The sequence below is a fragment of the Paenibacillus baekrokdamisoli genome (assembly GCF_003945345.1).
Lineage (GTDB): Bacteria > Bacillota > Bacilli > Paenibacillales > Paenibacillaceae > Paenibacillus_Z > Paenibacillus_Z baekrokdamisoli.
In genome coordinates this window covers 6,434,413-6,458,836 of sequence record NZ_AP019308.1, presented here as the reverse complement: position 1 = coordinate 6,458,836, position 24,424 = coordinate 6,434,413, and the positions used below count along the sequence as shown (strand labels likewise).

Below are 24,424 nucleotides of genomic sequence, written 5' to 3'. Positions count from 1 at the left end.
AGCCGTCCTAGCAACCCCCATTGATAATTACATGGTGGATGGATAAACGTTAATAGCTGCCCCATTGCATAAGATTTGAGTATTTCTCTCCTCGAGATCCCTTCTTAGACTCTGCAAAGCAGTAAAGTAATTTTCGCTTTGACTGATCATTTTGTTACCGTCAAAAGTCAATTTCAGAAGGACCATTTCTTGATCATTCGGAGATTCTTCGAACAATATCAATTCTCCAATTACCTGGTTCGTGCTATTCATCAATAGCCTAACTTTTGAAATTTCGTAATCAGTCTGAGTATTCATTTTTTTCGCTCACCTTTTTTTCTAATACTTTTAAACTCTCGTTATCCGTCCCTCGGAATAAACAAATAGGCTAAGCTAGCTCTGCGGGAGTATCTCTAGCTTAGCCTATTTAAATAAAGATCACCGCTTATTTTCTGAGCGTTGGAATGAGCCGATGATGCATGAATAACAAATCCAATCCATCAATTACGTCTGTGACGACTATTTTACTAGCCATTAACGTCGCCGTTGCACAGCCTTCTTTCCCTATTACAGCGATTGAAAGATCGGCTTGACGAAACATTAACTCATCATTTACCCCGTTACCCATAACAGCAACACCTGGTGCAATCTTACGAACAAAACTTCTTTTCTCCTCCCGTTGGTCATCCTGACCGATAACGTGCAGCTCCACGGGCAGTCCCTCACATTCTCTAGCGGCACTACCGTTACTATCAGCGGTTAATACATGGATTTTAAGTAATTTCTCTAATTCTATTTGCTTTTCCCTGACATTTGGTAAAATCCGTCCGTCTTTAACACATACCAACTACCTTCAACTGAGGCACTTTAAAAGAATCTACGATACAGATCTCGTCTACGCACTGCCGCTTCATACTGCTTCCGTAATTCACTCAACTTCATAGTAAAACCCTCCCAATAATCCTAATAAATCTAGTTTATTGAGAGGTTTAATCTCTTTTCTGCACTAGCGTTACCCTTTAGCTGAATGGCCCGAAGCGTGAATATGATGTTATACACAGTTCTCGACTTCTTGTTGAGCATTCAAATAATTAATCTTCCCAGAAAAAGAAACAGTCAAAAATCTTATAACTTTCGTCTTCATTAATAATTGTTGGAATAGATATATTAAAATCTATTGGTTCTTCAAGATAATCTTTACTTAGAATTCCAAAATGATAATTTTCCAATTGTTCCTTTATCCTATTCTCTATTTCCATCCATTCTCCAGTAGGTACTGTTGCTATTAATTTTGTAGTTAAAAATTCATGACTTCCTCCATGTGAATGTCGTCTAACTTGACTTCGCCCATACGCAGCGACGGGTGCGTGTCTGCACACATACAGCAAAATACCATTGATGGTTGTATGCCCTTTAATGATTTCTGTTGACGATCCATCTTTCTTATAGCAGAAGATATTTACAAATGAAGCATATCCACTTCCATAGTTATTAAAATCTGCTTCGACTTTCAAATTTTTTATCGAACTTAAACCGCCAACTAAATTATTAATATATGAATCGATCTCTTCATCATTTTTCTGTTCAAGATTGTAAGGATAGTATTCTCCAACAAATTTCTGTTGAACTATCGATTTCAAAGTTAATTCGTCTTTCTTCATGTCTTTCCGCCTTTCGAGAATTGCGTATAACGTCTTATTTAACGAATTTCGAAAATTCGCGACTACCTTAATGGTAGTATTCTCGAAGTTATTGCGTAATTCTGCCCGTTAGCTTAATAAAATGAGCAGGCTACCGAAGCGCCTGCTCATCAATGTATATCATTCAACTATCGTTTCCCGTTAGCCATTCATGCAGCGCAAGACCAGCGCTGCACCACAGAGGATGAAAATGGATGAAATCCGTCAATACTTCTACTACGGCTGGGTGAGGAAGGTCGATCAACTATGGTGCCTTAGAGCCCATCCGTTAGTCTGACTCCACCGACCACGGTGCATCACAGAATGTCGCTCCTTCGGGAAGCACTCATGGTAGATTAATCCTATTTTGGTTGTTGCACCAGCCCCCAATATTCAAAGCCGTAGAAAGGACAATTTCAATGGATATACTCATTGAGCGCGCATGTGGCATGGATGTTCATAAGGATTCCATTACTGCATGTACAATGACACCCGAAGGAAAGGAGATTCAAACGTTCTCTACTAAAACCGTATTTCTACTCCAATTAATTGACTGGATTAAAAAGCATGGTTGTACCCACGTAGCGATGGAGAGTACAGGCGTATTCTGGAAGCCAATAGTTAACCTATTAGAAGCTGAAGATATTGAATTTTTAGTTGTAAATGCTCAGCATATGAAAGCTCTCCCCGGACGTAAAACGGATGTGAAAGATGCGGAATGGATAGCCCAACTTCTTCGTCATGGGCTGCTAAAGGCAAGCTTCATTCCGAACCGTTACCAAAGGGAACTGCGAGAACTAGTTCGTTATCGCCGAAGCATCATTGAAGAACGAGCTAGACAACATAATCGGATTCAAAAAGTGTTAGAAGGAGCAAATATCAAGCTTGGGTCTGTGGTTTCAGATATTATGGGTGTCTCATCTAAGGACATGCTTCACGCCATCGCAGACGGTGAAGAAGATCCGGAGAAATTAGCAAGCTTCGCTCGGCGAACGCTGAAAAAGAAGAAAGATGAACTTGAGCTCGCTCTTCGAGGTTACGTTAATCCTCATCAACGCATGATGCTTAAAACCATTTTAGGTCACATTGACTTCCTCACCGAACAAATTGAGAGGTTAGATCAAGAGGTTGCCCAGAGAGTTATTTCAGATCAAGAAGACATCGAGCGATTAGACTCTATCCCTGGAATTGCCACTCGAATGGCTGAACAAATCTTAGCTGAAATAGGAACAAACATTAAAGAACAGTTTCCAAGTGCGGCTCACTTATGTTCTTGGGCAGCACTCGTACCTGGACATAATGAGAGTGCAGGCAAACGGAAATCCTCTAAAGGAAAGAAAGGAAACAAATATTTAAAATCTGCCTTAACAGAAGCCGCACACTCCGTAGGTGCTTCAAAAAACTATCTTGGCGCTATGTACAGACGAACATTAGCACGAAAAGGCAGAAAAAGAGCAGCTGTTGTTGTGGCCCATGCCATGCTGAGAATCGCTTATTATCTGCTGACAAGAAAAGAAATGTATGTAGACTTAGGTGAAGATTATTTTGATAAACAAAAACTTGGAGCTATTGTACGGAATTCGGTTCGAAGACTCGAAACTTTAGGCTACAACGTTACCATTTCGGAAGTCTCCTGATCCACGGATCACCAATATCCTAGGCGCTTCATATTTTTAAAAAATCAAAGAGACGCGTCTTCTTTAGTGCTGCTCTTTTCTTCGACTCCCAGCTTTTAATTTTCATGGTAGTTGAAGCTTTCATAATTTTTAGCAAAAGATTGTTGTCAAATTTTGTAATAGTTTTTCTTTTATAGAATGATAATAAACGATACGATGAATTGTTTCGTGGACTTCGCTGATACCCATTTGTCTTTCTTCCTCATCTGTACATTCAATCATCAAAGCCCTTTTTATATTATATTCAAGCCACTCAAGCCAACCAAAGCCGCTGCCGTACAGCGTTTCCCAATCAACCTGAACATTCCCGTACTCTTCATGATAGGATACGATAAACGCCTTTAATAACTCAAAGTCTATGCTGCAAAGCACATAGCCCGACCAACTTAAAGCCAGTTGATACATATCCCAAAATGGATTTCCATAATCAAGACATTCTAAATCAATAATAAAAGGATTTCCATCCACCCACAAAATATTTTTGCTGTCCATATCGCCGTTGTTGATACAGGTGACAGCCGGTATCTTTTTTAGTGCCATATTAAATTCTTTTTGGCAAGCGTACAAGATTTCTCTACAACTATTTAACTTGTCTGCGATTTCTGGACACTCTGTATTTGCCGTGGCAATATATGCGCCCCAATCAATACAAATTTCATCTCTGACAAATGGTTTCTCAAACTGCTCGATTTTGTGAATTTTAGCCAAGAGTTCACCCGCTATTTTACAATGCTCCTTTTTTATTTCATCCCAATGAAGCGCTCTCCCTTCAACCCACGGAAAGACGTAGTAATATTGATTTTCGATACACTGCATTTTGCGGCCATTTATCTCCATTGCCGGAACAATGGGCATTTTGTTTTCTTGCAATACCCGTTCTAAACGCTCTGCCCTTTGATAATTCCGGAATACATCCGGCCTTTTCATAATAGCGGGGTTTAATAGCTTTATTGCATATTTTCCTGTAGTGGTCTCTAAACAATACATTTTATGCATATAACCACCAGAAACCCTTTGTGGTTGTAGTTTGAAAGAGCCTAAATTTAAATCGGTCAATATTTTATGGAACGTAACACTATTTTCCAATTTAGGTACACCGCCTAATATAATATTTCTTCGTCTCGCCCTTCCAAACTACGGGCGAATATTATGCTTACCAATTACCAATAATACCATTTCATTTTGCTTATAAATGAGAAAGTTTATCTTTAATATTTTTTGACTTATACTACAACGCTATACTGCCCGATAACTTTATGAAGCGATAAATGCTTAGGCATTACTCTTTATTATAAATTCAACTCATCTTCCTGCGTACTGAGCCAACCATCATACTCTGTCCGACCTGCACCAATTATTACTTTCATCCAATTACCACCATCCACTCTTGTTCTTAGGTATTCTATGCAGTCAAACAATATAACTAATTAGATATTCTTCAGGATGCAGATAATTCCTTTATTTGTAACTATCCTGCCCGTTACTTCAATAGAAAAGAGAAGCCGCCACGTAGCAAGCTCCTCCACTATAGTTACCCATTAGTTCAACAATTTAAATCAACAGCCGTGTACTACCCACTCATTAATTTTGGGCAATTGAAAAGAACCGCCGGGATCCTGCTCTAGAGGGTTCGTTTTTGCATTATAGCGGTGCCGTTCCTGGATTATCGCCATAATCTATAGGCATGTTTCTTATATGTGATAAACGAAACGGTAGCCGGACCAACAGCAGCTCCGCGATAAAAAGGAATATCCCGATGAAAAGGAGCATGATCGACCAGCTTTCTTCTATATTCAACAGAAACGGATAAAAGATAAGCTGCGCAACAAACACGACCATGTAGAGCTTCCGCCTGATGATAATGGTATCCAGCAGCTCCGGTGGAGCTATCGGTCTCGCGACCGCATACAGTCCTTGAAAGATCAAATAGGCGAGCAGAGCATGCAGAATGGCTGTTCCTTGAATGTAAGCATGCATGCCAAGCGGTGCGGTGGTTAACTGGTTGATGTCAATGCTCGTTTTGACCATGAGCTGCGGCAACGATAAGAAGATGAGGACAGCCGCCAGCCAGCTTGCCTTTTTGAAGCTAATATCCACGGTTCCGAGCTGGCCTAAAGCTATAAGGATCATAATATATCCGATCAAATCCGGGAGAACATCGAAGGATCCCAAATGAAGATCAACGAGCGGAAATACAAGTCCCCAGCCGAGCCTCCTTAATGCGCTTCGCATGGAAGGGTTCAAGAAAGCTCACCTCCGGAGCGAACCAGCCGCTTGATTTGCTTCTCGTTCAGGTAAAGATTGAAATTGGTAGGAATGCGATCGTATATCGTTCTTCCGTCCTCTGTCTTGAAGGTAAGCAAAATGTACGTTTTATACACCTCGAAGGCTGCCGGTGTATTCTCCGGTATGATCCATTTGTAGTTAAACGTCAACGGGGCCCCGGCGGCTAGCCGTATAGGCAGCTGTGGAATCGGTTTATCCCGGCCTGCCATTGTCAGCTCGAACATAGAACTTAGCCTGTCACTGAAACTGTAATCGACTTGTTCCAAGGTAAGAGGCTGCTTGACGGTTACGCTGTATTGGCCAGTACCGTCTGTGGAGCCTCTGCTTGACGACATTTCCAGCAAGCTCTCCTTCTGATCCCACACCACATTGATTTCCCCGATCGGCACCTTTTCGGGCTGGCCTTCGCTATAATATACCGTGGCTTCTTTGATCGTGACTGGTACCTTCTCCATTTGCCCGGCTTCCTCGGTTCTCCATTCGCCATAAGCCTTCCCGAGCACTTGATGCCTGTAAGAATTCGGATGCGGATCGATTTGAAATCGAAGCATCGGGAGCTCCTCCAGCTGAATCCCCGTTACCTTCCTGCCTTTCTTTTTGTTCTCTAAATAGGTCAATTCGATCCGATCGCTCTGATTCCCGTTTACTATCATATAATGCTTCAAAAAGATCGGTTTCTCCAGCTGCATGGATTGGTAATACCGAACATTACCGATCCAGCTTGCCGCAATCAACAGCACAACAATCGGCCATAAGAACTTACTGCCCGGCCGCAGCTTTGGGTTCGTATGCAAAGCCCTCGCCCCTTCCTCATTCATCCAGTTTACCACTATTCTGGATACAGGTTAAGATAAGGATGTCGGAGAAAAGCGGTGCTTTGTCGCTTGTTCGAAATCGTAACTTATAGCAGCACACTCTCATTTAATAATCGATTGTCCCTTACGATTTTTCTTACCTTCTTCATCGATCCGCGTGTTTGGGTACTCCAGCGATTCGGTCGAGAAGTAGCCACCTCAGACAGGCAAGCGCTTCAAAGATCTCCAACTCCCCCGTCGCTACGGGCATTTCCTCTTGATATTTGTACAAAAACGTAAGGCTTTTGCTCTCGCTCAAATAGATACGCAGAAGCAGACAAGCCCATGACAGATCATACCTAGGATCCCCCAGTTGCCCGTTCGTCCAGTCGATCACCGTGTATTGTCCATTCTCTTCTAGAATATTGCCTAAATTGAAATCGCCGTGAATAACCCGGTCCATTTTCATATCCGCGGAAGCGACGAGACGGATCAGTTCCTCTTTCATCGCCGGAAACGCCTCGATCCCCGAGAAAAAATACCCAACAAAATCATACCTAGCTAGCGCCCTACCCTCCAATCCATCCGGAGGCAGCCGGTGAATGTCGGCTAAAACAGCGGCAATTTTCTTAAAAATGCTTGGACTCACCTTCGTTATTGAAGTGCCGTGATAGCGGGTCAGCAGCACACCGTCCCCAGTTTCGGTTCGCCCATAGCCGATCGGCTCGGATACGCGGATTCCCTGCCGATGAAGAGCTTCCAAAAGGCGATATTGGCGCAGGATGTCAGGTTTCGAGCGATTGTTCCACACCTTCAGCACAAAATGCTTCTCCCCCTGCGTGATCTTAATCACATCCGCCTCAAGCCCCGGCGAAAGCGGGCTAAGCGTCAGTTCAGCCCCTGAAGTAATCAGGGTGTTCAAAATTGGGTTTGTTTCATGCCATTCAATACCCGCCAATAAGTCATTCATGGGATTTCACGCTACCTTACCTTCAAATTGTTTCATATCTCACCTCTGGTGATTTACTCCTTCCAGATTCAACATTTTGCTGCGTTATCCTGCCCGTTACTTCAATGAAAAAAAAGGGAGCAACTGCCCGCGACAGTCAGCTCCCTGTTTAATTCACTTTTTTCTTAGTTCCAGTAATTATTATATTCTCCACTACTAATTCACTGCCGAAATGCGGCGAGCCTAAAATTATTTCAACATAATCAACGACAGCTCCATGCTCCACATACCCCGTAACCTTTACATTAAAACCACCATGGCCGTCCTTTCTTACACCAGCTATTTCATAGGATGAAGCTCTAATGTTCCCGAACTTCAAAATGACAGCCTTTTCTATTCTTGAGTAAAATTCAAACAACATCGCCTCTTTCATCAAAGCTATGTTTTCATGGGGGGCAACATACGGATCATATGGGCTTATTTTCTTCAATTCACCTTCGCTAGGAGCTGCTATCACCGAATTTTCAAATACTGACATAAAAGCAATAAATACAATCAGAAATACGCAAAGCTCTAGTCTGATTGTATTTTTTAATCCCTTCCAAAACATAGGAAAACTCCCTCCTTTTCAAGGCATTTTTCCCGAAAGGTTATTCAATTATCCTGCCCGTTAGCGTAACGAGGCTGCCGTTCAATCAACGGCAGCCTCGTGGTGTAGTTTATTGCGCTATCGTGTCCCGTTAGCGTAATCCATTTATGTCGACCGGAAAGTTATTCTCAATCTGATCAAAATCATCTTTCTGTAAATCCCATCCTAAAGCATGCAGATTATCTAAGATGTGTTCCTTGTTCACCGCTTTAGGGATAGTAACAATTCCTCGCTGCCTTAACACCCAGTTTAACGCCACTTGATACGCTGTCTTGCCATATTTAACTCCTATTGAATCCAATACATTTCGTTCTTTTGTTCCAACCTCAGGAAAACCATTCATGCCAAACACATGAGGAGCATAACCGAACGGGGAGTACCCCATAACGGTGATTCCATTTTCCTTACAAAAAGGAAAAACTTCATTCTCGATACGTCTATCGTTTAAATGATATGCTACTTGATTGCAAACTAACGGGATACTGCCTAAACAGTGTTGAGCTTCTAGCATTAATTGAGTGGTAAAGTTACTTACTCCAACATACTTGACCAAGCCCTTATTTACTAATTCAGCCATCGCTTCCATCGTTTCTGAGACATCATATTGTTGGCTTGGCCAGTGCTGTAAATATAAATCTATGTGACTTGTTTTTAAGTGTTCTAAGCTTGCCTCGGCCGCCATTAAGACACCTTTGTAAGAACAATTTTTTTCAGAAACCTTAGTTACAAGGAATACATTATTTCTTATGTCTTGAATTGCTTGACCGACAATTTTTTCGGCTCCACCATTACCATATTCTTCTGCAGTATCAATCAGAGTGAGCCCGTTTTCTATACCGAAACGTAATGCCTCTATTTCTTGTTTCTCACTATTCTTTTTTTCTCCAAACTTCCAAGTCCCTTGTCCTATAGCAGGAATGCTTACTCCTGTGTTGCCTAGTCTACGATATAACATAACTAACCCCCCAAATAGCTGGTTGATACCAAACAAATTGCAGCATGAATTAAGTTTTGTATTACGGCTGTTAAGTACACCCATATTCTAACATGCATTATTGAAGATTACTCCCCGTTAGCACAACAAAGGCTGCCGGATACATATTGTCGGCAGCCTCGTCGTTGATTTAACACACCATTTTCACCCAATTAGCATGCGTCAGTACTAGAATATGTAAACACTTTATCATTCCATTTAACTGGCCTTTAGTTCAACAATTAAGTTTTGTTTTCTTTAAATAATAATGCTCTTACAGCAAACCGAGGGAGAATCAATTGTCTTCTCCATCTCGATGGTTGATTCATCAATCTAAACAACCATTCTATATTTAGCTTCCGATAGATTGCCGGCGCTCTTTTAACTTTCCCAGCAATTATATCGAGACTTCCCCCAACACCAATAGCGATTTTAGCGTTGAGTTTATTTTTGTTCTTATGAATCCAACGTTCAGCATATGGAGCCCCAAGTGCAACTACTAAGATATCAGGTCTTAGGGAGCTGATATCTTCAACAATCTTAGCTTCTTCCAACTCATTAAAAAAACCATGATGTCTACCCAATATAGATACATTCTGGTATGTCCTATTGATAACTTCCGACGTTTTTTTGCTTGTTGCTTCATCCGCACCAAGTAAGTAAAATGACCAATGATTCTGGTTCCCAGTCTCAAGCAATTTGATTAAGAGGTCGCAACCAGTAACCCGCTCAGGAAGAGGATTTCCTTTTAGGCGAGATACCATGACAATTCCAATACCATCGGCTGTAAGAAGACCAGCCTCATCAATAATCGATCGTAACTGCTTATCATGCTGACAAGACATTGTGATTTCCGGATTCAACGTAACCACATGGAAAAGTTCAGGTTTATTCTGTTGAATTACGTTATTAAGTAATTCGACAGAATAATCCATTGTTATTTTTGGAACCGGTATTCCCATTATCTTTGAGTAGTTTTCCATTTGGATATCCACCTTTGGTTAATATACCCATATCTTAGCACAAAAGTTTTGATGTCACTAACCTGCCCGTGAACGGAGTGAAGGGCTGCCACTCGGCAACCCTTCGGTATTGGACTATCGTTCCCTACGAATCTCTTTTTTATTGTGTGTAACATAACTGTGTAATATCATCCCAAGGATCACTACAAACATACCGCTCCAAGATAAAGGAGAAGGAACCTGTATCGATAAAAATATTAGTTCTCCTATTAATGCAAATAGCACTTCCATGGATTGCGTTGCTTCAATGGAAGCCAGCTTCTGCATGTTCCCTCTTACCATATCTGTTGCTTTAAAGAATAGGACAGTAGCGATTACCCCTGAAAAAACGGCAACCAAAACGGCTTGAACAGTTTGCACTTTACTTGGTGTACCCACGTTAAAAAAACCGTACAACGATAGCACAAACCAGAGCGGCAAACTAGCTAAAGTCATCCCTAGTACACGTTGATATGCATCTAACCGCCCCGCACATATCTCCATCATTTTATGATTGCCTAATGGATAAGCAAATGAAGCTATAATGACAGGTATGATTCCGTATAACAAATCTGTTAAAGAAATGTCTTTTGAGTTCCAGCGATAAGCCAACCCGGTGAATATGCTGAAGCAAAACATAAGGGAGCATAGAATAATCCAAACCCCACAAAGCTCCATAACATCCAAGTTCCTAATTGTTCTCTCATTACTTTCAAAAGAGGTACAAGGTTATTTTTAGCCATTACAATGATTAAAAGAAGTGGAACCATGAAGATATAACGCAACGAAGCACTCCAAATCCAACTCCCACCTGACAATTCCATAGATCGATTAAGAACAAATGTAAAAGCAAAAAAGAAAGCGGCGAAGACACCTAATAATATAGCTCGCAAATGACTCACCTATCTGTCTGTTTAGATTGTTCCTTTATTAAATCGCTTTTCATTTTTATTTTCAAGACTTTTTCTTTAACAAATCTTCCCTTTAGCGTAGAAAAGAGCTGCCAATCGGCAGCCCTTTTCCAAGCTCATTCGGGAGCCCCCTTTATTCATCCAACTAGGCTGTATTCAGCTTGTAGTATAGCTTCCGCTGCTGCATTAACTCTTCATGTGTACCTGCTTCGACTATTCTTCCACGATCCATTACCAGAATGCGACTAGCCAGTTTCGCTAGCTCCATCTTATGAGTTACAATAACAGCCGTCTTCCCTTCCAAAAAGGAAAGCAGATTGTGCATGACCTCCTGCTCAGTCTGAATATCCAAAGAAGAGGTAGGCTCGTCGAAAATGTAGAGCTCTGACTCTCGCAAAAACACTCTAGACAAGGATAGCCGCTGCCGTTGTCCTCCTGAGAGATTTAAGCCTCTCTCCTTAATAGGCGCGTCATATTTCCCGTCTAAACCATCAACAACGCTATGCAGTGCGGCCGATTCTGCTGCTTGAATTAGTTCATTTTCCGAAACTTGCTGCTTGTTTAAGACAATGTTATCTCTAACTTTACCAGCGAAGAAAGCAGGTGTCTGCGATACATAGGTAACGACATCATTCTCCTCCATCAGCTGATCTGACGCCGATCGGCTTGATAAGAGCACTTCACCAATTGTTGGCTCATATAAGCCAGCACATAACTTACAAAGTGTTGACTTACCCGCACCGCTAGGCCCTACAACAGCAATAATCTCGCCCCGGTTGACCTCCATCGTAATCCCATTTAAGACAGGCGTTTCTGATTCGGCCGGCATAAATTGTACATCACTCAGCTTCAGAACGGGCTCCTGCTCTTTCAAAATGTCAGGCTGTTTCTGGTAACGACTAATCTCTGGCTCCATTCTCATCCAGTCATAAATGCGCCCGAAAGCTCCGGCCCCTTCTTGCATTCTGCTCCATTGACGGGAGAGCCCCAAGACTGGCCAAACGACCAGTTCGAACAGTAAACTGCAGGCAACGACCATTCCAGGAGTGAGCGATTCTCTTGCAGCAGATAGGGCAATGATGGACAATGCGACTAGCTGAGTCATATAAAAGACTGCCATAGCCGTGTTATCCGCCATACTTTCTGTCATAGCAAGTTTGGAACGGCCTCGATTCAGAACCATTTGATGCTTCGTAAATCTGCCTAAGAACCATTTTGCAGCTTCGTAATGCTTAATGACACTAATTCCATTCATATATTCTTGAATTTTATGCTGTGCGACGGCCTCCCCAGCTTCCACATTCGCGGACTCGGTTCGAAGCCGCCCATCAAAGAAGCGGCTGCAGAAAAAAATCGCAATAACACTGAGGATGGCAACGACAGCCAGCAAACGATCTACTTTCAACAAGTACCCGAAAGATAGCGCAATAATGAAGATAACGGTTATGAATTCAACCGCTGCTTCGATCAGATCCGTGCCGTGCTTGGTATCTTCCTTCACTCTGAGAACGATATCGCCCGACAATTGTTTTTGCACAAAAGAAAAGGGCATCCGGTTAATTAACCCAAATAAATGTAACGACATCTCTTTATAGACAGCATTATTCAGCCAAACCAGAAGATATCGATGAACTGTAAGTAGTAAGACGAATCCAAATAGAGCAGCTGTCATGATTAAAGTTAATCCGATTATTTCCTTTTGATTGCTTCCTTTTATGGAATCGATGAAGAAACCCTGTGAATAAGCAACACTCCAATCAAATAGAGCATCACCAAAAAGAAGAATGAAAACGAAAGTGGCCGCTATCCAATAGGGCTTCATGAATCGGAGTATGATCGGCCAATGCTTCCATACGCTTGTTGTCTCTCCGCTGTTCATACCCATTCCTCCACGACTGCTTCTTGTTGTTTAATAAACTGGTCATATCCGCTTCTCTTTGCGACTAGTTCATCATGAGTTCCGGTATCGATAACCTGGCCCTTATTCATATAGACAATATGATCGGCTTGTCTGATCGAGGATAGCTTATGAGTCACAATGATAACCGTCATATTCTTGGCGGATTCCATCAAAGCGTTGTTGATTCGCTGCTCATTAATCGGATCTTGTGCTGATGTTGGCTCATCTAACAATAGAACCGAAGCATTTTTAAGAAATGCTCTAGCTAGAGCGAGCCGCTGTTTCTCACCGCCAGACAAAGGAACTCCCTGATCTCCTATAACCGTGTCATACCCTGTGGGGTGAAGCATGATCGTCTCATGGATGCAAGCACGTTGTGCCGCCAAAACGATCCTTTCTTGCGCTGCATCTTCGCTGCCAAACGTAATATTATCGCGAAATGTCCCTGCAACGATAAAAGATTCCTGCGGTACATAGGCAATCGTATGGCGTAATTGTTTTGGGGACAGAGCTTGGATAGGAAGTCCATCATAATGAATGTTTCCTATTCCAACTTCGTATAAGCCAGCAATAACATGTAAAAGTGTTGTTTTGCCGCAACCGCTTGAGCCTGTAATAGCAGTCAGATGCCCTTTGTGGGCTGAGAAAGATAGATTGGATAGCGTGTTTTCTTGCTCATCGGAATACGCAAAACTGATGTTATGAAGCGTAATCCCTTGGCCTTTTGCCGAGCTGACGCTGTTATCTACATCGGAGGATACATTCTCGCTTTGCATATCAAAGACGGTAAACACTCGATTGGCGTGAGAGATCGCCCCCATGAGCTCCGCCCATAGTCCTGAAATGGAAACAAGCGGCCGCGTTAATTGGCTGCTTGCCACGAGAAATGCGACTAATCCAGCGATATCCATGTGCCCCTCATAGATTTGGAGTCCACCGACCAATAAGATAAATATCATCCCACCGAACGTAGAGAACCGTCCACTAGCATCCAATATCCGCTCCATTATCGATACTTTCATGGATAGCTTGAAAACGCGGTTTAATTTATTCTCGAATAATCCTTTCATATAAGAGCCTAGAGCATAAGTTCTTATTTCCTCAGGCGCTTGGACCACATCTGTGAGAAAGGAATCTCTTTCCGCGACTTGGATATTGTGCTCATCATGGCTTTTCCGAAGCCATTTGCTTAACGGAATTGCGACTGCGGAGAACAGCAATGTATATCCAATCACACCTAGTGATAGAGTCATATTGATCCAACTGAAATAGAGAAAAGCAATTACGATTTGAATTATATTGCGCAGCAAAGAAATTAGCTTATCATTTAATCCTAGCTGCGCTTCCCTAGCAGAGTCCCAGACTCGGCTTGTCAGATCACCTGTATGATAACGCTGGGTTTCCCCAAAGGAGGCATCGGCGAGTTTGGTTAACATGGCCGACTGGAGACTCATAACCGAGATATTATTTAATGCCGTACTTAACCAAGTTGTCAGCGTAGTGATGAGTACACGGGAGACAATGATGCATATGCCTAGAACAGCCCCACCATAGACCAAACCTACATTGGTTTCAGTTGCTCCTTTAATAATTCTGCGAATGGCTTCCATATATCCAACCTCAATAAACGAGGTAATAATAGATGCAGCTAAGAGTAAAACCATCCAATGCCAGTACCGACCTGACATCTGAAACAGACGAATTAATGTTTTTCCTGTAGCATATGATTCATTTTTGCGTTCCATGGGAAATCTCTGCTCCGTTCTTGTAATAGGATTAGCTAAATATTACTATACAATATAAGGAATAGAATTAATGGACTTATCTTGCTAGATTCTACTTACATACATACATAAGAAATTGGAGATACCTGCATGCGATCTGATTTAATACAAGCCTTTGACGCCCTATTCGATTATATCGAAGATCATATTACCGAAAAACTTACCTTGGAGGTACTCGCCGACTCCGTTAATATCTCAAAATATCATCTGCACCGTCTGATCAAATCTGTCAGTGGTCAGCCGCTAGGAGAGTATGTACGTGCTCGAAAACTAGCCAGGAGCTTTGAGCAGTTAATACATTCGTCTTGGAAAATCATCGAAATTAGCGAGCATTATGCTTTTGAGCACGAGCATACCTATATTCGGGCCTTTAAAAAAGCTTTTGACATCACTCCGCTGCAATATAGAAAACATGGTGTCGGTAATGTGAAAATAACAGAAAAAATGAGCACTAGTATGATTACTAGGCTCCAGGAAGGTTATATTTTTCAACCCTTCTATGTTAGAAGGTCTTCGATGAAGCTTGTTGGCAGAAGGAGTGTTATTCGCTATATCGATAATGAATTATTCCATGAAGCAAATACGAAGGGGAATGATTTTTTTGAAAATGAATGGCACAAAATTAACAACCGTATATGCCCCAATGTGTATATCGGTTTAACAAGAGAAATTGACCCTTCCTACAGTACTTATCTGCCATCTGCAGAAGTACGCTCTCTTGAACAAGGTTCCGAAGGCTTGGATTGGGATGAACTGCCTGCCAATCAATACGCCGTATTTCGTTATGTAGGCGACTTTCATCCGAGCCGGATTACCATCGATCATTTGGATCAGATTTGGACTTTTATCGACGATTATTGGCAGCATCATTCAGGTTATTCGAAGGCAGAAGCGTACTATTTTGAATCGATTGATAGCAGCTTGGCCCGTGAGGATTACGGTGAAATGGACATATACATCCCAATTAGACAGAATGTGAATGGTGCGGAGCCGCCGCGAACCGAGTCCCTCCACTATAATTCTCCGTTAGCCGAATACGAAGAAGGAATCTCTCCATCAGAGTAGTAACGGATTGCTTTCCCCTTCTTTTCAGCATACTCAATTTCTTTTCTAGTGCTGTTACCTATGTAACCATCAACATTAATAACGAATATTTCATCGGAAATATCAATTTTTCTAAAATGTAAGTTTCCCAGTAATTCAGCTTGCTCTTGTGTTATTTCAAACCCTTCACTCTGTTCAAAGAAGGCTAATCCAATAACTATGTTTCCTTGAAGTGTAAGAAATGCATTTGCTTGTTCGAATTGATTCTTGAATTTTGTAGAACCGCATAAAGTTATAACCCTCATGATTTTATCCTTTCTCAGTTAACCGACCTTTAGCTTAACGAAGGGCTGCCAAGTGGTTCTGTCGTAGTAATCTAGCAAACAATAGCAGGTCAGCCGATACCTTCATTGTTATTTTTCTTTGCTGAGAATATTAATAACTGTGAAACCAACGACAAGCGTAACTGCAACGGACTATCCAGATAAAGATCACAGAATTTCGATTGATCATTTGTTCCATCCACCTTCCTAGCCCGTTAATTGAGCAAAGGCAGCCGGTCATTTATTTAGATCGGCTGCCTTCTCCTATTTAATGAGCTCTCGTTCTCTGCTAGCGTAATCATTTTAACAGGAACTGTTGCCTCATCGTGTTTCAACTTTCTCGTTCCCCGTTACTTTAGTTGAAGTTTAATGTCGTTCTCTTTTATAGGTACACGAGGACTTCCATCCATATAGAATTTATTTTTGTCTGCGTCATAGTAGATCAGGTATTTCTGATGATCCGTAGTCCTCGTCACCTGAATCACGTACATTCGCTCGGATAACAAAAATTTGTTTGATGTGATATCATAAATAAATTGCTTTTGATCGTTCTTAAAAGCATATAGCCCCCCGGTCGATTTGGACTGTGCAATCATAAACCTGCTAGTAAACAGACTGGTTACTTGATTGTAATCTTCCGTCAGCTCCATTCCTGATTGATCACCATAAAATACAGGTTCTCCATCTTGAATTCTAGCATAGAATCTCGATATCACTGTATCCGTACTTCGAGGCATTTCTATCTCATATTCATTAGAATCAGAATGCTTTACATAGAAAAGATGATAATTTAAATAAAGTTCCTCACGGGATTTAGGTACTTTGTTGTTTGAAGCCGAATCTCGAAAATAAAAAAAACCCGTTTTATCATCCTTTTTAATGATGCGCGCCCTAAACACCTCATCTATCAGGTCATATTCCGTTCGTAACCGTTTCAAATCCAATGGTTGCTCATCACAATAAACGGCTGAGAGAACATTACCTTTTGAAACTACGCGAATCTGATGTTCGGGCGTCTGAATGGCGAAATCCCAATTTCCATTTGCTTTCAACATCTTCTCTAGCTTACCAGAGAGATAATCGTCAATGGTATACGTTCGATCCATGAAACCATCCACGTGAAAAACAGGATATTCCTTAGTTATAAATTCAACGCGAGTCAGTCCCATATTTTCAAAATAAGCTTTAATCGGATGTTCCCAAGAAGCGATGTCAGTAATTGTTTTAAAATCTTTTTCACTTGATACAGTATCGGAAGATAGTGACGAGTCCTCGGAGTCCTCGGATAAGCTAGATTGTGGACTTATTTCTGAATTATCGTTAACAATGGGTTCAATTAATTGCTTTTTGATCAACTCGCCACTATTTGCGACATTCGAGTTCGATTCAACTTCATTTTGGCATCCGATGGTTAAGATAGAAGTACATAAGAGCGTACCGATCAACTTAATCGCTTTCTTTTTCATGTGTTGTCCTTTTTGGTGGCTGGATTATTGACAGTTTCTTCGTATTTTCATTATGTGATAGCTACATAGCTACTCTGTCTTTCCACCTCGTTATTAAAGTACCATGAAATTCCACTTTCTTACTACATAATTGTGCTAATTTTGGAGAAAATCAACGGATTTGCTAACTACCCTCTCCTGTTGCTTATTCCGTTATCTTGCTCGTTAGCTCAACAAAACCGCCATAATAGTGGCTTGTTTGTTATAAAACTATCTTTTTCTGTTAGTGGAATAAATAAATCGGCTAAGCTAGGTCTGCCGCAGCATCCCTAGCTTAGCCGATTTAAGTAAAGATCACCGCTTATTTTCTAAGCGTTGGAATGAGTCGATGATGCATGAGTAACAAATCCAATCCATCAATTATGTCTGTGACGACTATTTTACTAGCCATTAACGTCGCCGTTGCACAGCCTTCTTTCCCTATTACAGCGATTGAAAGATCAGCTTCACGAAACATTAGCTCATCATTTACCCCGTTGCCCAAAACAGCAACACCTGGTGCAATTTTACGAACAAAACTACTTTTCTCCTCCCGTTGGTCATCCTTACCGATAACGTGCAGCTCAACTGGCAATCCCTCACATTCTCTAGCGGCACTACCGTTGCTATCAGCGGTTAATACATGGATTTTAAGTAATTTGTCTAATTCTATTAGCTTTTCCCTGACATTTGGTAAAATCCGTCCGTCTAGAGCGATCGTTCCATTAAAATCTAAAACGAGATGATTAATTAGAAGTTTATCTTGTCCAGGAATAAGTACCTGCATTGCGTCTCACCTTTCGCTCTCACATTTTTTTCATTTTAACACAAACGTATCCACGGAATACAGAATGTATGCTTTCTGCTCTTCTGCCCGTTAATGCAGAAAGGTAACCATTTGCAATGGCGGCCTTGAAACTGTAAAGAGGGATATCCTCTGCCATGTAGAATGTAATTAAACATTATACATTTATTGGGGTGTAAAAATGGGGCTACGAAAATTTACGACACTTGTTATCATACTGATCTCCTCTTTGTTCTCTCTTGCTTTCAGCACTTCAGGCAACTATCAACTGACGGACACGTCAAATGGTTTTACGATTGAAGTGAAGAATATCGGGACCAGAGTACAGGGTACCTATTTGCCTCCCGGCAAGGGGAATTGGGTCGCTTACTGGCTATATTATGATAGCTCTGAGAGTGATTTGTTTTTCGTAAATGCCATAACTAAGCAAGCAAAGAGAATTGGGTTCAGCCGAGTGAATGATGGTCAATACGATCACAGCATCGATTTTGTAAGGCCTATCGGTTTTCTCTCGGAGAGTGACTTTATTTACACTTCGGCCCGAGTGGTTAATAAAAAAGTGATTTACAGTATCAGGAGCTTTCATATTTCGAGCGGCAAGGAGACGCTGCTGTTCGATAATGTGCTTAAAAACATTGATTTCTACCGCGGGCCCATATGGTTGAACAAGAAGAAGGATGTTCTAATGATGGCATCCAACACAGGCGAAATCGTTCATTATAATTTGAAGAAGCGTAATTTATTCGTCCTCAAGAAGAAATTTCCCGCCGAATGGCCCTATGATGCAATTTCCATTTCTTCTACCGGTAATTACTTCGAAGCCGAGGATATCTACGATTTGAATGGTACCGTCCTCAACAAAACTCACAACAAAAACCCGAACGTCAAGGCATCCCAAAACATTTTCAAACGAACTGAATTCGGTTTAGATGACAATTACGTCGCGCGTTCCTATACATTTGATGATAGCGACAAGCACATACTTGATCCTCAAACCGCCATGTTTGATTATAGTTTCGCCACCCAAGCCATTGATATTGAGAGAGTATCTGGAGAACTCGTTCGCCGAATTCAAATCAAGCCTGGATCGAATCGCTATGTGGAGTTACATAGCTGGCTCTCACCCGAAACTGTAGTTTTGCATTATTTTAAACTTAAACCCGTTGAGAATGAAGATCCGGTTATCATTAATTCCTCCTACGTAAAGTACGATATCCGGACAGGTAAGTCGAAGAATATTCCTACTCCGCAGCCCAAATATGAAGATCAAAGAAGCTTCACGCTGCGCAAAGAATGGGAAATCCAGGTGAGGCAGGATTTCCGTCAGGATAAAAAATCAGACAAAGTTATCAAAGACAATGCGATTATTCAGTACACCAAGGTTTCCTCTAAAGGTGTTAAATAACCCCATACTTTCTGTCAATATCTGATTACAACACATGCTCGAATTAGGAATGTAGAATTTGTACGTTTCGCTCGACTGCCACGTTAGTTGAGAAAAGACAGCCGGTCTACTACGATCGGCTGCCACCAATATTCAAGAATATCTTCAGGTGCAGGTATCCATACTTTTTCCTCTAAGATGCTTATTTGTATTTGGGTTAAAGTTGCAGTTGACTTAGGGCATAGGAGTAAACAGATTGCTTACTATGTTATTTACCCATTCATAAGTGAAAACTCCCGTAAGTAACAAGGCTAAAATATTTGCAGTAATCTTATTGACCTTTGGAATTATTCCAATAAGCTTGTACATAATGATAAAACAAAATGCCGTTACCATTAGAGATAAGAGGACAGACATCCACATCACATTTTCCCTCCCTAATTATTCGGTAGCATTATGGCAAAGGATATATATTCTTGTCCTCATACAAAACCTCAGAAAAGATCAATCATATTTGTAGTATCTATTCATGTAGTCATCAAGCTCCTTCCAAGCTATCCAAGGTGAAGAATGAATTTTGTGTTTAATTTCAAGACCTGCAGCGATTAAGTTAATACGATCCTTCGGATCATCACGAACTCCATTTCGAACTATAACGATTCCATCGACTCCACTAGGTGTTTTTCTCATCGCTAATAATTCCAACTCTTCTCTAGACGGAACTTCGGTACCAATCCAGTCGTAGAGCTCAAACTCAGGAACTGATCGTCCATTTGATTCCGAGATACGATAAACACGAAGCAAGACATAACGCCCTGAAAGCAATCGATAAGAAATAACATCACCTTGGCGGAGATGGGTTTGCTCTCGAAATACTTTTTTTAGTTTTTTTGGTGCTGGTTGCGGTTCCATTAATTGTATCCTAAGTTTCTTTAATACAATTTGTCGTTTCTTCAGTTCGGTTGGGTCATCCCAACGGTCCAAATCTTCTCCGTTATCTATGATTTGAAGCGCCTTATCCTTTACGTCTTCCTGCAGGCGTCCTAACTTCCACTGCGTTAATGCCAGTGAGAGCCAGAATGCGAGGGTGTCATCGGGATCATCCAACTCTTCTATGTAGTTCTCAATAATGAGTCGAGTCGCTTCTTCTCCCGTATAATTATCACCTAGCAATTCTTTATAAATGTCTCTGACATCACATGCAATATCGTCCGACATTATAGCTGTACCCCAAGCCCCCATTGTTGCTGCACCTCATCCAAATTAATATAATAGTTAATCGCATAAAATTACCTAACATTAAGAATCATTCCACTCTATTCTATGATTGGAGAGATATCCAATGCTGTTTAGCAGCATAAATAAATGAAATACCGTCTTTAATGACCTTTAAAGCCTTTTCTGAAGATTGTTCTAGAGGATAGTACGATTGTATTGAATGATAAAAGGAAGTTATTTCATCTGCGACTGAAGGTATTGATGACAACAAAGTTACTGAATCTTGTTTTTTCAGCCCCCATATTCTAGTACCGTCCTTATGAATGACTGTCAGTAATTGAAATGCAATTGGCCAAACTATCGTACACATAAGTCTTGTGCATCTTTCTATTCGATCTTCTCCATGATCAAGTAATTGATGCGTATCAAATGCAGCAGCAGGAATCAATTTATCCAATGACTCTACGGCATCTTGGTATATTTGATCATTCGTCGCCTCAGACACAAGTAAATGACCTGCTAGAAGCTGATAAGTTCCTCGAATTGGGCCAAGATATTTATTGGTTTTTGGTGACAAAACACTAAATTGTATGTATCGAAATGGCCATACTTCGATTAAGGATAGATCTTTATGAATGGCTATACAAAGCTCCGAAGGTAATCTCATAGCTTCGTTTAAAGCGGAGTCATCCATATATAGTATGTAATCAATATCGCTGCTCCCTTGGATGAATCCGCCCTTAATAGCTGAGCCCTGTACAATTAAACCAATGAATGAATTTCCTATATGCTTTAAAATAATCTCGCGTACTAATGTATTGATTCTAGCAACTGAATTTCCTTTTTCCATCTTTATCCCCTCTCTTAGCCTGCTCCTTGCCTTCTCCTATCAAGACGAATCGCTTAACTCAAAGCAACATACATTTCTTTCAGATAAGTTAAAGCTTTCCTCTCTAACATGGATATTTCTCTTAAAATTGCAATAATGTCTTCTGTTTCAGTATCATTAAACAGCTCGCGTGGTTGTTCGTACGGAAACCTGCTTTTCAAAGTATTACATCTGGAAGAGATTTCGGTGTAAGTCATAATTGCCTCATCAACCGACTGTTTCAACTTGCCATTTAATTTATCCTTTATATCTGCCAAGAAGAGTATTGCCTGGTACCTAGCTTCATTAACAACCTCGATAATAAGGGCGAAATCAAATTTGTAAACGTTATTGCGCTCAAAGCCATTTATCCATTCTTCAAACGCTCGAGAACCAACAAAGTACATTTTTCCTGACCACTTATAGCTCCCATCATCATTTAGACGAATTGCGAATTGTAGTGCTTCCTTAAAAGCAGTCATTTCATCTAGACTAGGCGCGGTGTCAGCCCAATGTAATGAAATTAAACCACTCGTTGAGTCTCGAGGTTCGGCAATCTTCCGTTCATTTGCACAATTCATGCACGGACAATGAACTAAACCTAGTAAGTTCCACGGGATAACCTCTTGACTGTGTTCATACCCTGTATGCCATGAATCAATGTAGTAACCGATGCTATCATAAGCGATGATAACAGAGGTTTGATTGTCTTGACCTAAATTTTTCGCAAACACAGGTTTATTAGAGTTGATTGCCATCCTTGCTTTCTCCCACGCCTCGGATTGAAGTTTGGAAAAAGTCACACCTTCGGCATATTGGTGAAATCCTTCAATTTCTAGGCCAATATTCCGCGCAAGTCGAAAGATTTCTGGTTCTGGCGGGCCAGCATTAGGCTGAACTAAATTCTCGTCAATAACAAATAGGAAAGCAAGCCCTGTCATACCATAAATCTGCGTTGCTGTTACAGGAATTTGATAATAATCAGCAGCCGATTTAATTGCTCCGAGTTGGGATGCGTCCATACCAGCGAAACCGTAATTATCTAGTTGTATTCTAGTAGTAGGAGTGTCACTAAAACTTTCTTTCATCGACTTTCGCCCCTTAGAATAATTAAATTTTCACATATTTCAAGCCAACTGCTCCTGTTATTTATTCGACTCTTGTTTCCCGTTAAAGTAGTATATACTTGAATGGAAATAATAGGAATGCATTTTTTTGTCGGTACTAGAATAGAAGATTAAATTTTCTGGAGGTCACTATGAACGATATCAAAAATATTGTTGAGCATTTGGACCGCATTCTGAACGAATTTGTTCAACTTGAACCGATGCCAGGATTAGCCATTGGCATCGTCAAAGACTACCAAATGATTTATGCTAAAGGGTTCGGTGTGAAGGATATAACAACCAAAGAGCCTGTCGATAAAAACACGCTATTCCACCACGCATCCATATCAAAGACGCTAGTAGCTACTGGTATTTTACAACTGGTTGAGCGTGGAATGATCGATCTGGACTCATCGATTACGAACTACCTCCCCTACTTTAGCATGGCGGACGAGAGGTACCGACTTATCACAATTAGACAGCTTCTGAATCATACTTCAGGGATGCCAGATGAAGACGATTATGAATGGGATCGGCCGCAATACGATGATCAAAGCTTGGAGAGATACGTGAAAAGCATTAATAATCGTGAGCTTTTAACCGATCCTGGAAAACAATTCTCTTATAGTAATATTGGTTATGAGATACTGGGGGATATAATCGCTAAAGTATCAGGTGTAAGTTTTGAGCAATATATGAATGACCATATTATTGAATCAACACGAATGCAAGGCAGCACTTATTTAAAACATGAGGCGGATATTCATTTAGCCACGCCCCATATTCTTGGAGTACAAAACGGTTACGGTGGTGTTATTAGCGATGTTTTCCCCTATAATCGTGCTCATAGCCCTAGCTCCACGTTATACGCTAACGCCGAAGATATGTGCAGATATGCTATTGCTCACTTAAATAGAGGTTCTGCCTCCGATGGTCAAACCATTCTGAGAACTCAAAGTTATGACGAACTATGGAAACAACATGCTTCTACTGGTTATGGAGCAGAACAGGCAAACATAGGGCTGTCTTGGTTCCTTGGGGAGTATAAAGGGAGCCGGATGGTATCACATTCGGGCATGGACACAGGCTTCCAAAGCAACCTTATTTTGCTGCCCGATAAAGGCATCGCTGTGTCAGTTATGACAAACTCTGATTATGTTTGGCTCTATAGTATTTGCATGTCCGTAATAGATATAGTGCTGGGCACAGACCTGCAGCATATTAAACGGTCCATGGCTCACCATTTGTCGAAATTTTCTACCACAAGTGGGATTGAGTCCGCGCTAGAGGAGTACAATAGAATAAAGAACGATGAGCTTGATCACTACTATTTATGGGAAAGTGAGTTTATCTTTATCGCTAATACGTTAGCAGAGAATGGGTATTCTACGGAGGCAATAGCAATAATGAAGCTATCCGTTCAAATGTTCCCCGAATCCTCCGATTTACATAAGTGTCTGAATGAACTGCTTGTCAAAAAATAAACTAGCTACCGCTAGCAGAGCAAAGGGGCTGCCGCGAGGCAGCCATTCGTATTATAAGGTCAACCAGAGATTACTGCTTGGCCTTTTCTAGTGGTCGGTTCACGATGGAGGTTGCCTGGTGCCGGTG

The 24,424-nt window shown here is 41.2% G+C and carries 22 protein-coding genes and 1 pseudogene; 4 read left to right on the top strand and 19 right to left on the bottom strand.

What is annotated here, in order from left to right; translation table 11 throughout:
• Positions 1–27: 27 nt before the first annotated feature.
• The 3 genes from EKN16_RS32530 to EKN16_RS28380 all read right to left on the bottom strand — a co-directional run bounded on the left by EKN16_RS32530 (position 28) and on the right by EKN16_RS28380 (position 1,640).
• Positions 28–297 carry a hypothetical protein gene (locus tag EKN16_RS32530; protein WP_164522602.1) on the bottom strand — a complete coding sequence of 90 codons (270 nt, stop codon included), beginning with the start codon at positions 295–297 and terminating at the stop codon, positions 28–30.
• A 127-nt stretch (positions 298–424) separates the two neighbouring features.
• Positions 425–691 carry an HAD family hydrolase gene (locus EKN16_RS28385; protein ID WP_125664523.1) on the bottom strand — a complete coding sequence of 89 codons (267 nt, stop codon included), beginning with the start codon at positions 689–691 and terminating at the stop codon, positions 425–427.
• A gap of 379 nt (positions 692–1,070) precedes the next feature.
• Complete coding sequence (locus EKN16_RS28380; protein WP_125664521.1) at positions 1,071–1,640, bottom strand: hypothetical protein; 570 nt, start codon at positions 1,638–1,640, stop codon at positions 1,071–1,073.
• Positions 1,641–2,077: 437 nt separating this feature from the next.
• Here EKN16_RS28380 and EKN16_RS28375 point away from each other — a divergent pair, with 437 nt between their 5' ends.
• Complete coding sequence (locus EKN16_RS28375; RefSeq protein WP_125655743.1) at positions 2,078–3,295, top strand: IS110 family RNA-guided transposase; 1,218 nt, start codon at positions 2,078–2,080, stop codon at positions 3,293–3,295.
• A gap of 129 nt (positions 3,296–3,424) precedes the next feature.
• Here the strand turns inward: EKN16_RS28375 and EKN16_RS28370 are convergent, their stop codons facing one another.
• From EKN16_RS28370 to EKN16_RS28325, 10 genes and pseudogenes are all read right to left on the bottom strand, one after another.
• Positions 3,425–4,420 carry a phosphotransferase gene (locus tag EKN16_RS28370; protein ID WP_125664519.1) on the bottom strand — a complete coding sequence of 332 codons (996 nt, stop codon included), beginning with the start codon at positions 4,418–4,420 and terminating at the stop codon, positions 3,425–3,427.
• 555 nt (positions 4,421–4,975) lie between these two features.
• Positions 4,976–5,578, bottom strand: a complete 603-nt coding sequence (locus tag EKN16_RS28365) for a hypothetical protein (RefSeq protein ID WP_125664517.1) — start codon at positions 5,576–5,578, stop codon at positions 4,976–4,978.
• Positions 5,575–6,414 carry a hypothetical protein gene (locus tag EKN16_RS28360; protein ID WP_125664515.1) on the bottom strand — a complete coding sequence of 280 codons (840 nt, stop codon included), beginning with the start codon at positions 6,412–6,414 and terminating at the stop codon, positions 5,575–5,577. The genes EKN16_RS28365 and EKN16_RS28360 overlap by 4 nt, the downstream gene beginning before the upstream one ends.
• Positions 6,415–6,580: 166 nt before the next feature.
• Positions 6,581–7,384, bottom strand: coding sequence for a phosphotransferase family protein (locus tag EKN16_RS28355; protein WP_125664513.1), 804 nt, complete (start codon positions 7,382–7,384; stop codon positions 6,581–6,583).
• A 148-nt stretch (positions 7,385–7,532) separates the two neighbouring features.
• Complete coding sequence (locus EKN16_RS28350) at positions 7,533–7,973, bottom strand: hypothetical protein (protein WP_125664511.1); 441 nt, start codon at positions 7,971–7,973, stop codon at positions 7,533–7,535.
• Between the two features lie 130 nt (positions 7,974–8,103).
• Complete coding sequence (locus EKN16_RS28345; RefSeq protein ID WP_164523031.1) at positions 8,104–8,967, bottom strand: aldo/keto reductase; 864 nt, start codon at positions 8,965–8,967, stop codon at positions 8,104–8,106.
• A 260-nt stretch (positions 8,968–9,227) separates the two neighbouring features.
• Entirely contained in the window at positions 9,228–9,968 is a 741-nt protein-coding gene (locus EKN16_RS28340) for a WecB/TagA/CpsF family glycosyltransferase (protein WP_125664507.1), read from the bottom strand.
• 114 nt (positions 9,969–10,082) lie between these two features.
• Positions 10,083–10,729, bottom strand: a pseudogene (locus EKN16_RS28335) (multidrug resistance efflux transporter family protein).
• A 313-nt stretch (positions 10,730–11,042) separates the two neighbouring features.
• The gene (locus tag EKN16_RS28330) at positions 11,043–12,776 is read right to left on the bottom strand and encodes an ABC transporter ATP-binding protein (RefSeq protein WP_164523030.1); all 1,734 of its coding nucleotides are present in this window, start codon (positions 12,774–12,776) and stop codon (positions 11,043–11,045) included.
• Positions 12,773–14,542, bottom strand: a complete 1,770-nt coding sequence (locus tag EKN16_RS28325) for an ABC transporter ATP-binding protein (RefSeq protein WP_125664503.1) — start codon at positions 14,540–14,542, stop codon at positions 12,773–12,775. Before EKN16_RS28325 ends, EKN16_RS28330 begins: the two co-directional genes overlap by 4 nt.
• A gap of 129 nt (positions 14,543–14,671) precedes the next feature.
• Here EKN16_RS28325 and EKN16_RS28320 point away from each other — a divergent pair, with 129 nt between their 5' ends.
• Positions 14,672–15,646, top strand: coding sequence for an AraC family transcriptional regulator (locus EKN16_RS28320; protein WP_125664501.1), 975 nt, complete (start codon positions 14,672–14,674; stop codon positions 15,644–15,646).
• On the opposite strand, the gene EKN16_RS28315 is transcribed toward EKN16_RS28320, so the two are convergent.
• The 3 genes from EKN16_RS28315 to EKN16_RS28305 all read right to left on the bottom strand — a co-directional run bounded on the left by EKN16_RS28315 (position 15,595) and on the right by EKN16_RS28305 (position 18,219).
• Positions 15,595–15,930, bottom strand: a complete 336-nt coding sequence (locus tag EKN16_RS28315; protein WP_125664499.1) for a hypothetical protein — start codon at positions 15,928–15,930, stop codon at positions 15,595–15,597. The genes EKN16_RS28320 and EKN16_RS28315 overlap by 52 nt on opposite strands.
• Before the next feature lie 368 nt (positions 15,931–16,298).
• Positions 16,299–17,414 (bottom strand): hypothetical protein, encoded by a 1,116-nt coding sequence (locus EKN16_RS28310; protein ID WP_125664497.1) that lies wholly within the window; start codon positions 17,412–17,414, stop codon positions 16,299–16,301.
• A 340-nt stretch (positions 17,415–17,754) separates the two neighbouring features.
• Positions 17,755–18,219, bottom strand: a complete 465-nt coding sequence (locus EKN16_RS28305; RefSeq protein ID WP_125664494.1) for an HAD family hydrolase — start codon at positions 18,217–18,219, stop codon at positions 17,755–17,757.
• 199 nt (positions 18,220–18,418) lie between these two features.
• On the opposite strand from EKN16_RS28305, the gene EKN16_RS28300 reads away from it, so the two are divergent.
• Positions 18,419–19,642, top strand: a complete 1,224-nt coding sequence (locus EKN16_RS28300; protein ID WP_125664492.1) for a hypothetical protein — start codon at positions 18,419–18,421, stop codon at positions 19,640–19,642.
• Between the two features lie 483 nt (positions 19,643–20,125).
• On the opposite strand, the gene EKN16_RS28295 is transcribed toward EKN16_RS28300, so the two are convergent.
• The 3 genes from EKN16_RS28295 to EKN16_RS28285 all read right to left on the bottom strand — a co-directional run bounded on the left by EKN16_RS28295 (position 20,126) and on the right by EKN16_RS28285 (position 22,795).
• Positions 20,126–20,839: a PH domain-containing protein gene (locus tag EKN16_RS28295; protein ID WP_232016060.1), complete on the bottom strand. Its 714-nt coding sequence runs from the start codon at positions 20,837–20,839 to the stop codon at positions 20,126–20,128.
• Between the two features lie 103 nt (positions 20,840–20,942).
• Positions 20,943–21,689, bottom strand: coding sequence for a hypothetical protein (locus tag EKN16_RS28290; RefSeq protein ID WP_125664488.1), 747 nt, complete (start codon positions 21,687–21,689; stop codon positions 20,943–20,945).
• Positions 21,690–21,742: 53 nt separating this feature from the next.
• Positions 21,743–22,795: a hypothetical protein gene (locus EKN16_RS28285; RefSeq protein ID WP_125664486.1), complete on the bottom strand. Its 1,053-nt coding sequence runs from the start codon at positions 22,793–22,795 to the stop codon at positions 21,743–21,745.
• A 170-nt stretch (positions 22,796–22,965) separates the two neighbouring features.
• Here EKN16_RS28285 and EKN16_RS28280 point away from each other — a divergent pair, with 170 nt between their 5' ends.
• A complete protein-coding gene (locus tag EKN16_RS28280) occupies positions 22,966–24,297 on the top strand; it encodes a serine hydrolase domain-containing protein (protein WP_125664484.1) in 1,332 nt (443 codons plus the stop codon).
• Positions 24,298–24,424: the final 127 nt, after the last annotated feature.

Excerpts from the sequence above, each read along its gene's own strand:
- EKN16_RS32530 (WP_164522602.1), bottom strand. The coding sequence starts at position 297 with ATGAATACTCAGACTGATTACGAAATTTCAAAAGTTAGGCTATTGATG.
- EKN16_RS28380 (WP_125664521.1), bottom strand. The coding sequence starts at position 1,640 with ATGAAGAAAGACGAATTAACTTTGAAATCGATAGTTCAACAGAAATTT.
- EKN16_RS28375 (WP_125655743.1), top strand. The coding sequence starts at position 2,078 with ATGGATATACTCATTGAGCGCGCATGTGGCATGGATGTTCATAAGGAT.
- EKN16_RS28355 (WP_125664513.1), bottom strand. The coding sequence starts at position 7,384 with ATGAATGACTTATTGGCGGGTATTGAATGGCATGAAACAAACCCAATT.
- EKN16_RS28350 (WP_125664511.1), bottom strand. The coding sequence starts at position 7,973 with ATGTTTTGGAAGGGATTAAAAAATACAATCAGACTAGAGCTTTGCGTA.
- EKN16_RS28345 (WP_164523031.1), bottom strand. The coding sequence starts at position 8,967 with ATGTTATATCGTAGACTAGGCAACACAGGAGTAAGCATTCCTGCTATA.
- EKN16_RS28340 (WP_125664507.1), bottom strand. The coding sequence starts at position 9,968 with ATGGAAAACTACTCAAAGATAATGGGAATACCGGTTCCAAAAATAACA.
- EKN16_RS28330 (WP_164523030.1), bottom strand. The coding sequence starts at position 12,776 with ATGAACAGCGGAGAGACAACAAGCGTATGGAAGCATTGGCCGATCATA.
- EKN16_RS28325 (WP_125664503.1), bottom strand. The coding sequence starts at position 14,542 with ATGGAACGCAAAAATGAATCATATGCTACAGGAAAAACATTAATTCGT.
- EKN16_RS28320 (WP_125664501.1), top strand. The coding sequence starts at position 14,672 with ATGCGATCTGATTTAATACAAGCCTTTGACGCCCTATTCGATTATATC.
- EKN16_RS28315 (WP_125664499.1), bottom strand. The coding sequence starts at position 15,930 with ATGAGGGTTATAACTTTATGCGGTTCTACAAAATTCAAGAATCAATTC.
- EKN16_RS28310 (WP_125664497.1), bottom strand. The coding sequence starts at position 17,414 with ATGAAAAAGAAAGCGATTAAGTTGATCGGTACGCTCTTATGTACTTCT.
- EKN16_RS28305 (WP_125664494.1), bottom strand. The coding sequence starts at position 18,219 with ATGCAGGTACTTATTCCTGGACAAGATAAACTTCTAATTAATCATCTC.
- EKN16_RS28300 (WP_125664492.1), top strand. The coding sequence starts at position 18,419 with ATGGGGCTACGAAAATTTACGACACTTGTTATCATACTGATCTCCTCT.
- EKN16_RS28295 (WP_232016060.1), bottom strand. The coding sequence starts at position 20,839 with ATGTCGGACGATATTGCATGTGATGTCAGAGACATTTATAAAGAATTG.
- EKN16_RS28290 (WP_125664488.1), bottom strand. The coding sequence starts at position 21,689 with ATGGAAAAAGGAAATTCAGTTGCTAGAATCAATACATTAGTACGCGAG.
- EKN16_RS28285 (WP_125664486.1), bottom strand. The coding sequence starts at position 22,795 with ATGAAAGAAAGTTTTAGTGACACTCCTACTACTAGAATACAACTAGAT.
- EKN16_RS28280 (WP_125664484.1), top strand. The coding sequence starts at position 22,966 with ATGAACGATATCAAAAATATTGTTGAGCATTTGGACCGCATTCTGAAC.